The organism is Alcanivorax sp., assembly GCF_014762765.1.
Lineage (GTDB): Bacteria > Pseudomonadota > Gammaproteobacteria > Pseudomonadales > Alcanivoracaceae > Alcanivorax.
Genome location: NZ_JABURH010000152.1, coordinates 1 through 13,082, shown reverse-complemented (window position 1 = coordinate 13,082; position 13,082 = coordinate 1). Strand labels below are relative to the sequence as shown.

Below are 13,082 nucleotides of genomic sequence, written 5' to 3'. Positions count from 1 at the left end.
GGTAACGGGATAAACAACACTGAAAGCGCGGGCAGGGTTGAGGTCAAATAGCACAGCCCTGCTCGTGTTTCAGCCTGAAACTTGCCGCTTTTACCCCGTCTTCTTCGCTTCAAACGCTGCCAGCTGCTCCGGCGTGGCCGGTTGCTGGTATTTGTCTTTCCATTCGGCATAGGGCATGCCATATACCCATTCCCGGGCAGCCTCGTAATCCAGCGGCAGCTCGCGTTCCTCGGCAGCGGTGACCAGCCATTTGGACAGACAGTTACGGCAGAAGTCGGCCAGGATCATCAAGTCAATATTTTGCACTTCCTTGTGTTCGTCAAGATGCTGCAGCAAGCGGCGAAAGGCGGCTGCTTCCAGTTCAGTGCGTGTTGCGGTATCCAGTATGGTCATGGGCTTCTCCTGCAAATGGATGCAATCATGATACGGGCTGCAAATGGCGGGCGTCGACGCCGGGCTCTTACCGTGCATACTATAGGGCAGATTGGGATTCCCATATTGAAACGCGCAAGGAGGAAGGGCGATGTCATTGAAACGAGGCGTAGCGGTTATCGGTCTGTTTTTGGCGGCGGCATGGTTGGTCAGCTGCGGTATGAACAGTGAAGAAAAGCGTCTGGCGGCAGCCATCAATCAGGCCTTGCAGACTCGCGACCTGGGCTATTGGCAGGTAGACGATCTGGATATCCAGGATCAGCGCCAGGACAGCACCGGCCCGGAAGAAATTACGACCTACAAAGTGGAGGCAGTGCTGACCCTGGAGAAGCCACTGCGTGAGGTTCGTTATGTGGATGACATCGGCAAGCGTGTGGTGACTCGTACGGCACTGGCGGAAGGTGAGGAGCGAGAGTTGACGGCCTCAGTGCAGATCATTCGTGGCAATGATCAAGAGAACGTGGTGACCACCCTGGATGAGCAGGCCTTGCCCCGCGGCATGGTAGCGGAACACTTCGAACAACGCTTCGAGGGTTGGCAGGTCATTGCTGAAGACAGTGATGAATTTGCCGATCTGGAAGAGGAGCTGCAGGGCAAACTGGATGACAGCCTGTCCGCCATGGCCGAGGCAGATCACACCCTGCGCCAGATACAGGTGCAATTGATGGCGGCGCGCGCTGAATTGGCAGTGCTGGAAGAAAACGCCGAAGCCGTCGGTGGACTTGGTGAGCCCATGGAGAAGGCCAGCCAGGAGGTGGAGGCCCTGATTGAGCGGGTGGAAGAGCAGGAGGCGGCCCGCGACAGCCTTGGCGAAGAGGTTGAGCGTCGCAAAAACGCCCTGGCCAGCCTGCGTGGTGAATGACTCAAGCCTGAGAGTCAATATTCAGGGCCGGGGGCGTCTCGGGTATCATGACGCCCCCGCAGTCCTGATGAGATAACCGCCATGTTTGAGCTCACTGTCACGCCCCGCTTTTACGAAACCGATGCCTTTGGTCATGTGAACAACACTGTGGTCACCGGCTGGTTCGAAACCGGGCGGACGCCCCTGTTTCAATTGTTCGGGGGTGGCAGTGACCCGGCGTCCCTGCCCTTGATTCTGGCCCGGGTGGAAGTGGATTTTGTCGGCCAGATTTATTACGGCAGCGATGTACTGTTACGCACCGGCATCGAGAAAATCGGCAACAGCTCCTTCGTGGTGGCCCAGCAGGCCTGGCAGAACGGCAAGCTGGTGGCCCGTGGCAAGGCGGTGCAGGTCTACTTCGAGCATGACAAGCAGGCCTCGGCGCCAATCCCCGAGGCGTTTCGCCAGGTCCTCGCCGAGCATCAGGGGCCTCTGGCGGAAACCCTCTAATTTCCGACTTTGATCAGACCGATAGGCATGGCGCGCCTGTTACCTTGACGTTGCCACGCTACACTATCGGCCATACTGATCGCTTAACGTAATGGCAGCGAGGAACGGATGGCTTATCAGGGACAACAGAACTTTGATCACCGCCAGGCGCAGAGGCTGGGGGTGCTGATCACCAACCTGGGGACCCCGGATGCGCCGGAGACCGGCGCCCTGCGCCGCTATCTGCGTGAATTCCTCTCCGATCCGCGGGTGGTGGAAGTCCCCCGCTTGATCTGGTTCTTCATTCTCCACCTGGTGATTCTGGTGATCCGCCCGCCCCGTTCTGCCCATGCTTACAAAAGCGTCTGGACGGAGGCGGGCTCGCCGCTGATGGTGCACACCCAAGCCCAGTGTGCTGGCATCCGCGAGCGGTTGCAGAACAAATTCGGTGACGACATCGACGTCCGCTTTGCCATGCGTTACGGGAATCCTTCCATCACCAGCCAGTTGCAGGCCATGGAAGAGGCGGGGGTGCGCAAGCTGGTGGTGCTGCCCTTGTACCCGCAGTATTCCGCGTCCACCAATGCTTCCACCTTTGACGCCATTGCCAAGGACTTCATGCAACGGCGCTGGTTGCCTGATCTGCGCTTTATCAGCCACTACCCGGATTACCCGCCCTACATCGAGGCCATGGCCAACCACATCGAGGCGTTTCGTGCCGAACACGGTACGGCGGACAAGCTGATCTTCAGCTACCACGGTGTGCCGAAAAAATACCTGCTTAATGGCGACCCCTACTTCTGTGAATGCCACAAGACCTCGCGGCTGCTGGCGGAGCGGCTGGGCCTGGGCGACGACGACTGGCTCACTACCTTCCAGTCCCGCTTTGGCCGTGAGGAATGGCTGAAGCCCTACACCGACCACACCCTGATGGCGCTGCCAGAGCAGGGTGTGAAATCCGTGCAGGTGTTCTGCCCCGGCTTTTCCTCTGACTGCCTGGAAACGCTGGAAGAAATCGACGTGGAAAACCGGGGGTACTTCGAGGAGGCTGGCGGTGAGTCGTTTGCCTACATCCCGGCACTGAATGCAGAGCCCGGCCATATTGATGCGCTGGTCCAGCTGATTGAAGAGAATCTTCAGGGCTGGGAGCTGCCGGAAAATGATGCGGTCGGCCTGAACGAACGCCAACAACGGGCCCGCCAACAAGGCGCGGAAGATAGTTGATAATTGACAGTGGACAGTTGAAAGTTGACAGCTGCGCGATCAAAGTTCTGCCAGCCTAAAACGAAAGAGGCCGCGTCCATGGTCTGGGCGCGGCCTCTTTCGTTGCAGAACATGTATGGCTGTTCCGCGTAGCTGTCAACTTTCAACTGTCCACTGTCAATTCTTCTCCAGCCTGCGAACCAGCTCATCAGTAAACTCACTGGTGCTGGCGCGGCCGCCCAGATCCGGGGTGACGATTTCGCCTTCGCCGACTACCTGACGCACGGTGCGACGTAATTGTTTGGCCTTGTCATGCAGCTCGATGTAGTCGAGCATCAGGGCCCCGGCCAGCATGATGGCGGTGGGGTTGGCGATGCCCTGGCCGGCGATGTCCGGGGCGCTGCCGTGGACTGCTTCGAACAGGCCTCCATGCTCGCCGATGTTGGCGCCGGGGGCCACGCCCAGGCCGCCGATCAGGCCGGCACACAGGTCTGAAAGGATATCGCCGAACAGGTTGGTGGTAACGATCACATCGAAGCGATGGGGATTCATGGCCAGCTGCATGGCGCAGGCGTCCACGATCATTTCCTCGTGCTCCAGCTGCGGGTAGTCCTCGCGCACCTTGCGGGCCACATCGAGAAACAGGCCCGAGGTGGACTTCATGATATTGGCCTTGTGCACCACCGTGACCTTCTTGCGACCCTGTTTCACCGCCGTTTCGTAGGCAAAGCGCAGCAGGCGTTCGGACTCGGTGCGGGTGATGCGGCTGCGCAGTTCGGCGGTTTCGCCATCCTCGCTGACGGTCTGGCCCAGTCCGGAATAAATGCCTTCGATATTCTCCCGTACGGTCATGATGTCCACGTTGTCATAGCGGGACTTCACCCCGGGAATGGACAGGGCCGGGCGCACGTTGGCGAACAGGTCGAAGGTCTTGCGCAGGGTTACGTTTACTGAGGTGAAGCCACCACCCACAGGCGTGGTGATGGGCCCCTTAAGGGCCAGGCGATTGCGCCGGAGCACCGCCAGGGTCTCTTCGGGTACCAGATCCAGTCCCTTGTCCAGTGCTGCCTGGCCGGCAATGGCGTATTCGAATTCGAGTCCGCAATCCAGAGCTTTCAGTACCCGTACCGTGGCATCCACGATGTCCGGGCCGATTCCGTCGCCGGGAATAACGGTTACGGTGTTCTTGTTCATGCTGCCTCCTGATTGCGGAAAGGGTGTTGCAGGAATCTCATTGTGCCCGCTGCAGATGGCAAAATGAATGCCGACCAAGGTCGGAAGGGCAGGCGGCAGCGGCTTTGAAAGCGCGAAAAGCCTCTAGAAATGCGGCCCTGGACCTTCCTCGGACAGGGAGTCAAAGGGATTGCGCAGCCGGCAGGCCTTGATGGACAGGCAGCCGCAGCCGATACACTCATTGAGCTGGTCACGCAGCATGGTCAGATCATTGATGCGCTCGTCCAGATGCCCGCGCCATTTGGCGGACATGCGTTTCCAGTCGCGGGCAGTGGGACTGCGGCCATCGGGCAGCTCGGCCAGGGCCTCGGCAATCTCCGCCAGCGGTATACCGATACGCTGCGCAACCTTGATCACCGCCACCCGGCGCAGCACATCGCGATGATAGCGGCGCTGATTGCCGGCACTGCGTGAGCTCTGAATAAGGCCCTTTTTTTCATAGAAATGCAGGGCGGAAACAGCCACGCCGCTGCGTTCGGCGACCTCGCCCACGGTGAGTGCCTTGTGGATATCGTCTGCACAGGTGAGGGTCATGGTGAATTCCTTCAATGCGTGCTTTGACCTTAACCAAACTTCAGGTCTTATGCTGTCAAATTCTGCTCGTGAGCGCCAGCGAGAGACATTTATTTCGGGCATAATGAGGCGGGCTTTTCAACAGCCTGCTCACAGGTCCAACAAAGGAGAAAGTGGTGAGTGCTGTCATTTCCGTGAAAGACCTGAACAAGATCTATCAGGGCGGCTTTCAGGCCCTGAAGAACATCAATCTGGATATTCACGCCGGAGAGATCTTTGCTCTTCTGGGCCCCAACGGTGCCGGCAAGACCACCCTGATCAGCATCATCTGTGGCATCGTCAATCCTTCCAGTGGCACCGTGCTGGCGGACGGCTACGACATTGTGCGCGATTACCGTGAAGCACGCTCCGCCATCGGGTTGGTGCCCCAGGAACTGTCAACCGATGCCTTCGAGACGGTCTGGGATACGGTGAGCTTCAGCCGGGGCCTGTTTGGCAAACCCCGTAACGATGCCCATATCGAGAAGGTTCTGAAGGTGCTGTCCCTGTGGGACAAGCGGGACAACAAGATCATGATGCTGTCCGGCGGCATGAAGCGGCGGGTGATGATTGCCAAGGCACTGTCCCACGAACCCAAGATCCTGTTTCTGGATGAGCCTACTGCCGGGGTGGATGTGGAGTTGCGCCGGGAAATGTGGGAGATGGTGCGCCAGCTCCGCGAACAGGGCGTGACGATTATCCTGACTACCCATTACATCGAGGAAGCCGAGGAGATGGCAGACCGGGTGGGTATTATCCGCCAGGGAGAAATTATCCTGGTGGATGACAAGGCCCGTCTGATGCAGAAGCTGGGTCGCAAGCAACTCACCGTACATTTGGCCGAACCCCTGGAAAGTCTGCCAGCCGGTCTGGGCAGCGATGCGCTGGCCTTGTCGGACGACGGCTATGGGCTGATTTATACCTATGATGCCAACCAGGAAAGCACCGGCATTGCCGAGCTGCTGCGGGCATTGAATGCGGCGGGCATCGAGTTCAAGGATCTGCATTCCCGACAGAGTTCCCTGGAAGATATCTTTGTGGACCTGGTCCACAACGGCCAGCCCGCCACGGAAAACGCCACCCCAGCCGGAGAGGCCCGATGAAACTGAATATTTATTCCATTCGCGCCATCTACAAGTTCGAAATGGCGCGTACCTGGCGCACCCTGATGCAGAGCGTGGCCTCACCGGTGATCTCCACGTCCCTGTACTTTGTGGTGTTCGGCTCCGCCATTGGTTCGCGCATGGTGGAAATTGGCGGCGTCAGTTACGGGGCGTTTATTATTCCCGGCCTGATCATGCTTACCCTGATGACACAGAGCATTTCCAATGCCTCGTTCGGTATCTACATGCCCACGTTTTCGGGCACGATCTATGAGGTGCTGTCAGCGCCGGTCTCCTATGTGGAGATCGTCATCGGTTATGTGGGAGCAGCCGCGACCAAGTCATCGATACTGGGCGTTTTGATATTGATCACGGCGCGATTCTTTGTGGACTATGAGGTTCAGCATCCCTTCATGATGTTCGGCTTCCTGCTGCTTACCGCGATTACCTTCAGCCTGTTCGGGTTCATTATCGGCATCTGGGCGGATACCTTCGAGAAATTGCAGATCATTCCCCTGATGATCATTACCCCGCTGACCTTCCTGGGCGGCAGCTTCTATTCCATCGACATGCTGCCAACATTCTGGCAAACAGTGACCCTGTTCAACCCGGTGGTCTACCTGATCAGTGGTTTCCGTTACAGCTTCTTCGGCAGCGCCGACGTACACATCGGCATCAGCATCGGCATGACCCTGTTCTTCCTGGCGATCTGTATCGCGCTGGTGTGGTGGATTTTCCGGACAGGATATCGATTGAAGAGTTGATAATTGAGAATGGATAATTGATAACTTCGCGATAAACGTTTTCTTGTATTCAACGTAAGAGGCCGCGCCCAACCAATGGGCGCGGCCTCTATCATTTGAATCTATGACGAAAGAGCTTCGCGAGTTATCAATTATCCATTTTCAACTATCAATTGCAGTTAAGCGCTTATCTGCTCTCCCCGCAACTTCAACACATCCGCCTTCGGCGGCGCGCCAAACATGCGGCTGTATTCGCGGCTGAAGTGGGAGGGGCTTTCGTAGCCTACCCGGTAGCTGGCGGTGGCCGCTTCCAGTCCCTCGGTGAGCATCAGACGGCGGGCTTCGTAGAGGCGCAGTTTTTTCTGGAACTGCAGTGGCGACATGCGAGTGACCTGCTTGAAGCTGTGGAACAGGGTGGACTCGCTCATGTTGGCTTCTTCTGCCAGCTCCTTCACTCGCAATGGTTCGGTGTAGCGGCCACGCAGGGTGGAGATCACCCGGGAAATCCGGTTGGCCTGGGAGTCCGCAGCCACGAACTTGCGCATGCGCGGGCCCATCTCGCCGATCAGTGCCCGGTAGATGATTTCCCGCCGTGCCAGCGGTGCCAGCACCTGAATATCTTCGGGGGAATCCAGCAGGCTAAGCAGTCGGTACAGGGCGCCCTGCATGCGTTCGTCCATGTAGGACATGCACAGGCCGCAACTGATTTCCGGGCAAGGACTGTCCGGGTCGAAACTGGCTACCTTGTCACCCAGTTCCAGCACCAGGTCCGTTACCTCCTGCGGATCCACGGTGATCTTGGCAGCGAGATAAGGGCGATCCTTGCAGGCATCGACGATCTGCCCCTGCACCGGCAAATGCACGGAACTGGCCAGGTAGCTCATGGGGCCGTAGACAATTTCCCGGTCGCCGAGCTGAATGGTCTTGGTGCCCTGCAGAATAAAAATCAGTGAGGGTTCATAGACGGTGGAACCGCAGGCCGTCAGCCCATCAGAGCGATACAAGTCCACACCTTCGATAGCGGTTTGGCGCATGCCGCTGCCATCGGCCCAGCGACCGACGATATCAGCCAGTTGCTGCTGGGGTCCGGCGCTGAGATTGCGGGGTAACTCCGGGGTTGTCACGGTCATGGCCTGTCCTCCTGTTGCCGGCAGTATACGCAGAGCGCTGCCAGCCCGTGTGCCCATTGAGTCACTTTCTGCAGGATCAGGCAATCACTGCGCAGAAACCGGCAATACGTCATGGCTGCCTTGCGGGATATGACAAGCCGGGATGCTGGGTCCGGCTTGTCCAAAAGCCTGGCAGGTCAATACGGTATGCTCGGGGTAATGGCCTTTGAGTAAGGTTATTTGAGAATGCAGCCTGGTCGTCCAGCTCTTCCTGCATTGTTGTCACTTGCCTGAAATTACAATGAAAGGTGGCCTTCATATTGCCGGATCGCCCTTGCCGGGTTTATCACTTTTCGCCTTGCTAACAGAATCAGGCAATCTTCACGCAGTAACCCGCTACCGCCGAATTGGCGCCTCTCCGTATCTTGTCTTCTCTGACTGGCCGATCTGTTGGTGGTCGTTTGCTGTTCCGTCTGGCGTTCGGTCAGAGACAGCGACTATGAGGAAGATAGTAAAAGGGCGAGTCGAATCTGCATTGACCTCAACTTAGCTTGAGGAAATAGAGTTGCTGATCTGTTGGGGGGTGATTGGCTTCACGAGAGAACCAGTCATCCCGGTTTTTTTTGTGCGCTGTCGAATGTTGTCGTGGGTATTCGATAACCAGGCAGAGCTGGGTGGTGATAACAGGAGTTGCGGAAATGGAAAGTTTGAGTGGAGAAAGTGCCAGTGGAGCGGGTGTCTACTGGGGGCTGTTGGTGGCGTTAATGGCGGCCGTGTTTGTTGCCGGTTGCGATGCCCGTAGTGAAGCCGGGCAACAGATGCCGCCGCCGGAAGTGGATGTGGCCCAGGTGATTGCCGAGCCGGTGACCCTGTGGGAATCCTTTACCGGCCGTGTGGTGGCGCCGCAAACCGTGGAGCTGCGGCCGCGGGTCAGTGGCTATATCGACCAGGTGGCGTTTGAGGAAGGGGAGCCGGTGAAGGCCGGAGATCTGTTGTTCCAGATCGATCCGCGTCCTTACCGGGCACGTTTGCAGGCGGCTCGCGCAGAGCTGGAGCAGGCCAGAAGCCAGTTGGAACTGGCAAAGAGCGAAGCGGGCAGGGCGAAAACCCTGCTGGAAAGTCGCGCCATCTCCCGTGAGGAATATGACCAGCGTAGTGCTGCCCTGCTCAGTGCCAAAGCGCTGGTAAACGCTGCCCGTGCGGCGGTGGATACGGCGGAGCTGGATCTGCAATACACCCGCGTTACTGCCCCGGTGGATGGCCGTACCGGCCGTGCCATGGTGACCCGGGGCAATCTGGCCAATGCGGACCAGACCCTGCTGACCACGCTGGTGTCGGTGAATCCCATGCATGTCTATTTCGAGGCCGATGAACAATCCGCGTTCGAGAGCCAGCAGGTGCCTGGCGCGGGGAAGTCCGCCACGGTGCGGATCGGCCTGTCCGGGGAAGCCGGGTATCCGCACCGTGGCACGCTGGATTTTATCGACAACCGTCTCAACAGCGGCACCGGCACCCTCCAGTACCGGGCGGTACTGGACAACACGGCTGGCATTTTTAAGCCGGGCCAGTTCGCCCGCGTGGAAATGCCGGTGGCAAAACTGGACCGCGCCCTGCTGGTCAGCCGTAAGGCAGTAATGACCGATCAGGATCGTCGCTTTGTGTACGTGGTGGATGACAACAACCAGGTGGCGCGCCGGCAGGTGACTCCCGGGCGGTCGGTGGAGGATCTGCTGGTGATTCACCAGGGTCTGGAGAGCGGCGACCGGGTGATCGTCAACGGTATCCAGAAAGTGTTTGGCGATGGAATGCCGGTGCAGCCGAATCAGGTGGCCATGAGTGCCAGCAACGACGAGCAGTCCGCCATCGCGGTGGCCCAGCCGTAATTAATCAACGTCGGGCGGTCGCCCGGCGTCACAAGGGAACGACAAAGCGCGGCTGTGCTTCGGCACGGCTGACAGGAGTCTTTTGCCATGAATTTCTCGCGTTTCTTCGTCGACAGACCGATCTTTGCCGCGGTGTTGTCGATCATCATTTTTGCGGTGGGCCTGATCTCGCTGCCCAGCCTGCCGGTGAGTGAATACCCGGAAGTGGTGCCGCCATCGGTGGTAGTGCGTACGGTGTACCCCGGTGCCAACCCCAAGGTGATTGCCGAAACCGTGGCCACGCCGCTGGAGGAATCCATCAACGGCGTCGAGGGGATGATGTACCTCAAGTCCGTGGCCGGTTCCGATGGTGTGTTGCAGATGACGGTGACTTTTCGCCCGGATATTGATGCGGACGATGCCACCGTGCGGGTGCAGAACCGGGTGAGCCAGGCGCTGGCACGGTTGCCCGAGGATGTGCGGCGGCAAGGGGTCACCACCCAGAAGCAGTCGCCCACCTTCCTGATGGTGGTGCACCTGACTTCCCCGGATGGCCGCTACGACACGCTGTACCTGCGCAACTATGCACGGCTGCATGTGCGCGATGCACTGGCGCGGATTCGCGGTGTGGGCGATGCCCAGGTGTTTGGCGGCGGCGATTACGCCATGCGTGCCTGGCTGGACCCGGACAAGATTGCCGCCCGCAGTCTGACTGCCGCTGATGTGGTGGCGGCCATGCGCGAACAGAACGTGCAGGTATCTGCCGGTCAGCTTGGCGCGGAACCCATGCCAAGCAGTGATTTCCTTACCCTGATCAATGCCCAGGGACGGCTGCGTACGGTGGAAGAGTTTGGTGACATCGTCATCAAGAGCGGTGCCGATGGCGAGATCGTACGCCTCTCCGATGTGGCACGGCTGGAGCTGGGCGCCGGGGATTACACTCTGCGCGCGCAACTGGACAGCAAGGATGCGGTAGCCATTGGTATCTTTCAGGCCCCCGGCGCCAACGCCCTGGAAATTCGCGAGCAGGTGGTCAGCACCATGGACGAAATCGCCACTCGGTTTCCGGCCGGGGTGGAATACGAAACCGTCTATGACACCACCATCTTTGTCAGTGATTCCATCAAGTCAGTCATCAAGACTCTGCTGGAAGCGGTGCTGCTGGTGGTGCTGGTGGTGACCCTGTTCCTGCAGACCTGGCGGGCTTCCATTATCCCTTTGCTGGCGGTACCCATTTCCATCGTCGGGACATTTGGCGCGCTCTATCTGCTCGGTTATTCCATCAACACCCTGACCCTGTTCGGTCTGGTATTGGCCATCGGTATCGTGGTGGATGATGCCATCGTGGTGGTGGAAAACGTGGAGCGAAATATCGAGGAAGGGCTGACGCCCCTGGCCGCTGCCCACCAGGCCATGAAGGAAGTGTCCGGCCCCATCGTGGCTATCGGCCTGGTGTTGTGTGCGGTGTTTGTGCCCATGGCATTTCTGGATGGGGTTACCGGGCAGTTCTACCGGCAGTTTGCAGTGACCATCGCCATTTCCACGGTGATTTCCACGATCAATTCGTTGACCCTGTCGCCGGCGCTGGCAGCCATGTTGCTCAAGCCTCATAGCGCGCCGAAGGATCGCCTGACCAAAATTATCGATGCCGTGTTTGGCTGGTTGTTCCGGCCGTTCAATCGCTTCTTCAACGCCAGCTCGGAGCGCTATCAGAGTGGTGTGGCCCGTTCCCTGCGCCACCGTGGCATGGTGTTCGTGATCTATGCGCTGTTGCTGGCGGGTACCGGGTTGATGTTCAAGGTGGTGCCGCCGGGCTTTATTCCCACCCAGGACAAGATGTACCTGATCGCCGGGGTAAAACTGCCGGAAGGCGCGTCTCTGGAGCGCACGGACCAGTTGCTGCAGCGGGTGGTGGATATTGGCATGGAGACCGAAGGGGTGTCCCACGCGGTGGCCTTCCCCGGGCTCAACGCTTTGCAGTTCACCAACACGTCCAATACTGGCCTGGTGTTCTTCCCGCTGGAGCCCTTTGATCAGCGCAGCCGGACTGCCGCGCAGATCAATGAAGAAATCAACGGGCGCATCGCCGGCCTCAAGGAAGGTTTTGCCTTCTCCTTTATGCCGCCACCGATTCTCGGTCTGGGCAATGGTAATGGCTACCAGATGTTCATCGAGGACAGGGGCAACCTGGGCTATGGCGAGCTGCAGAATGCAGTGAATGCCATGCAAGGGGCCATCGCCCAGACACCGGGCATGGGTTTCCCGATCACCAGCTACCAGGCCAATGTGCCGCAGTTGAATGCGGCGGTGGATCGCGAACGGGCCAAGGCCCAGGGCGTGCCGCTCACCGGGTTGTTCGATACCCTGCAGACCTATCTGGGCTCCACCTACGTGAACGACTTCAACCGTTTCGGACGCACCTGGCAGGTGATCGCCCAGGCGGATGCGCCGTTCCGTGACAGCGTCGCCGACATCGCCAACCTGAAGACCCGCAACATCCATGGCGAGATGGTGCCCATCGGCTCCATGGTCACCATCAGCGAGGATTTCGGTCCGGACCCGGTGCTGCGCTACAACGGTTACCCGGCAGCGGACCTGGCCGGTGAGGCGGACCCCACCATGCTGTCCTCCGCCCAGGCCATGGACGTGCTGAGCAACATCGCCGAAGACGTGTTGCCCGCCGGCATGACGTTCGAATGGACCGACCTGAGCTACCAGCAGGCCACCCAGGGCAATGCGGCGTTGCTGGTGTTCCCGCTGTCGATCCTGCTGGTGTTCCTGGTGCTCGCCGCCCTGTACGAAAGCTGGACCCTGCCGCTGGCGGTGATCCTGATCGTGCCCATGTGCATGCTCTCGGCGCTGCTCGGTGTGTGGTACTTCCAGGGCGACAACAACATTTTCGTGCAGGTGGGCCTGGTGGTGTTGATCGCGCTGGCCTGCAAGAACGCCATCCTGATCGTGGAATTTGCCCGCGAGCTGGAGCTGCAGGGCAGGGGTGTGGTGGACGCGGCGCTGGAAGCCTGCCGCCTGCGGCTGCGGCCCATCATCATGACGTCCATCACCTTTACCGCTGCCGTGGTACCGCTGGTGCTGGGTAGTGGTGCCGGATCGGAAGTGCGTCAGGCACTGGGTGTGGCCCTGTTCTTCGGCATGCTCGGGGTGACCCTGTTCGGCTTGTTCCTGACGCCGGTGTTTTATGTGGCATTGCGCAAGCTGGCCGGCGGCAAGCCGCCGGTGAGCCAGCATGCATCCACCATGGATGGCGATCCCCATGGTCGCCTTGAAGGAGAGAGCCATGCGTAAGTTTTCTGTCGCCGCGGTCACTCTGTTGCTGAGTGCCTGTGCCGTGGGCCCGGACTATCAGGCGCCGCCCACCCCGGAGCCGGAGGCGTTCCATGCAGCCGAGCTGACGGCGGCATCCCGGCAGCCGGCCGAGCAACAGTTCTGGGCCGGCTTCGAAGACCCGCTGCTGGGGCAACTGATCGACCAGACCCTGGCCGCCAACCACAGCCTGC

General features: G+C 59.3%; 11 protein-coding genes and 1 pseudogene. 8 read left to right on the top strand and 4 right to left on the bottom strand.

The window, feature by feature from the left end; translation table 11 throughout:
• Positions 1-90 precede the first annotated feature (90 nt).
• Positions 91-393, bottom strand: coding sequence for a DUF1244 domain-containing protein (locus HUJ17_RS11015; protein WP_290510731.1), 303 nt, complete (start codon positions 391-393; stop codon positions 91-93).
• 130 nt (positions 394-523) lie between these two features.
• Between HUJ17_RS11015 and HUJ17_RS11010 the strand changes: the two genes are divergently transcribed.
• The 3 genes from HUJ17_RS11010 to hemH all read left to right on the top strand — a co-directional run bounded on the left by HUJ17_RS11010 (position 524) and on the right by hemH (position 2,986).
• On the top strand, positions 524-1,294 hold the full coding sequence (locus tag HUJ17_RS11010; RefSeq protein WP_290510730.1) for a hypothetical protein: 771 nt from the start codon (positions 524-526) through the stop codon (positions 1,292-1,294).
• 81 nt (positions 1,295-1,375) lie between these two features.
• Positions 1,376-1,783, top strand: a complete 408-nt coding sequence (locus HUJ17_RS11005; protein WP_062815434.1) for a thioesterase family protein — start codon at positions 1,376-1,378, stop codon at positions 1,781-1,783.
• Positions 1,784-1,891: 108 nt separating this feature from the next.
• Entirely contained in the window at positions 1,892-2,986 is a 1,095-nt protein-coding gene (hemH, locus tag HUJ17_RS11000) for a ferrochelatase (RefSeq protein ID WP_290510729.1), read from the top strand.
• A 156-nt stretch (positions 2,987-3,142) separates the two neighbouring features.
• Here hemH and HUJ17_RS10995 read toward each other — a convergent pair whose 3' ends face one another.
• Complete coding sequence (locus tag HUJ17_RS10995; protein ID WP_290510728.1) at positions 3,143-4,159, bottom strand: isocitrate dehydrogenase; 1,017 nt, start codon at positions 4,157-4,159, stop codon at positions 3,143-3,145.
• Between the two features lie 123 nt (positions 4,160-4,282).
• Positions 4,283-4,732, bottom strand: a complete 450-nt coding sequence (gene soxR, locus HUJ17_RS10990; protein ID WP_290510727.1) for a redox-sensitive transcriptional activator SoxR — start codon at positions 4,730-4,732, stop codon at positions 4,283-4,285.
• A gap of 155 nt (positions 4,733-4,887) precedes the next feature.
• Between soxR and HUJ17_RS10985 the strand changes: the two genes are divergently transcribed.
• Both HUJ17_RS10985 and HUJ17_RS10980 read left to right on the top strand, forming a co-directional pair.
• Positions 4,888-5,853 (top strand): ABC transporter ATP-binding protein, encoded by a 966-nt coding sequence (locus tag HUJ17_RS10985; RefSeq protein WP_290510726.1) that lies wholly within the window; start codon positions 4,888-4,890, stop codon positions 5,851-5,853.
• Between the two features lie 2 nt (positions 5,854-5,855).
• Positions 5,856-6,617, top strand: coding sequence for an ABC transporter permease (locus HUJ17_RS10980; RefSeq protein ID WP_290510754.1), 762 nt, complete (start codon positions 5,856-5,858; stop codon positions 6,615-6,617).
• A gap of 158 nt (positions 6,618-6,775) precedes the next feature.
• Here the strand turns inward: HUJ17_RS10980 and HUJ17_RS10975 are convergent, their stop codons facing one another.
• Positions 6,776-7,726 carry an AraC family transcriptional regulator gene (locus HUJ17_RS10975; protein WP_062815439.1) on the bottom strand — a complete coding sequence of 317 codons (951 nt, stop codon included), beginning with the start codon at positions 7,724-7,726 and terminating at the stop codon, positions 6,776-6,778.
• 677 nt (positions 7,727-8,403) lie between these two features.
• Here HUJ17_RS10975 and HUJ17_RS10970 point away from each other — a divergent pair.
• From HUJ17_RS10970 to HUJ17_RS10960, 3 genes and pseudogenes are all read left to right on the top strand, one after another.
• A complete protein-coding gene (locus tag HUJ17_RS10970) occupies positions 8,404-9,588 on the top strand; it encodes an efflux RND transporter periplasmic adaptor subunit (RefSeq protein WP_290510725.1) in 1,185 nt (394 codons plus the stop codon).
• 87 nt (positions 9,589-9,675) lie between these two features.
• Complete coding sequence (locus HUJ17_RS10965) at positions 9,676-12,870, top strand: multidrug efflux RND transporter permease subunit (protein ID WP_290510724.1); 3,195 nt, start codon at positions 9,676-9,678, stop codon at positions 12,868-12,870.
• Positions 12,863-13,082: pseudogene (locus HUJ17_RS10960) on the top strand (RND transporter); the annotation flags it as partial. The gene HUJ17_RS10965 and the pseudogene HUJ17_RS10960, both read left to right, overlap by 8 nt.

Coding starts and splice junctions, on each gene's coding strand:
- HUJ17_RS11015 (WP_290510731.1), bottom strand. CDS start 393: ATGACCATACTGGATACCGCAACACGCACTGAACTGGAAGCAGCCGCC.
- HUJ17_RS11010 (WP_290510730.1), top strand. CDS start 524: ATGTCATTGAAACGAGGCGTAGCGGTTATCGGTCTGTTTTTGGCGGCG.
- HUJ17_RS11005 (WP_062815434.1), top strand. CDS start 1,376: ATGTTTGAGCTCACTGTCACGCCCCGCTTTTACGAAACCGATGCCTTT.
- hemH (WP_290510729.1), top strand. CDS start 1,892: ATGGCTTATCAGGGACAACAGAACTTTGATCACCGCCAGGCGCAGAGG.
- HUJ17_RS10995 (WP_290510728.1), bottom strand. CDS start 4,159: ATGAACAAGAACACCGTAACCGTTATTCCCGGCGACGGAATCGGCCCG.
- soxR (WP_290510727.1), bottom strand. CDS start 4,732: ATGACCCTCACCTGTGCAGACGATATCCACAAGGCACTCACCGTGGGC.
- HUJ17_RS10975 (WP_062815439.1), bottom strand. CDS start 7,726: ATGACCGTGACAACCCCGGAGTTACCCCGCAATCTCAGCGCCGGACCC.
- HUJ17_RS10970 (WP_290510725.1), top strand. CDS start 8,404: ATGGAAAGTTTGAGTGGAGAAAGTGCCAGTGGAGCGGGTGTCTACTGG.
- HUJ17_RS10965 (WP_290510724.1), top strand. CDS start 9,676: ATGAATTTCTCGCGTTTCTTCGTCGACAGACCGATCTTTGCCGCGGTG.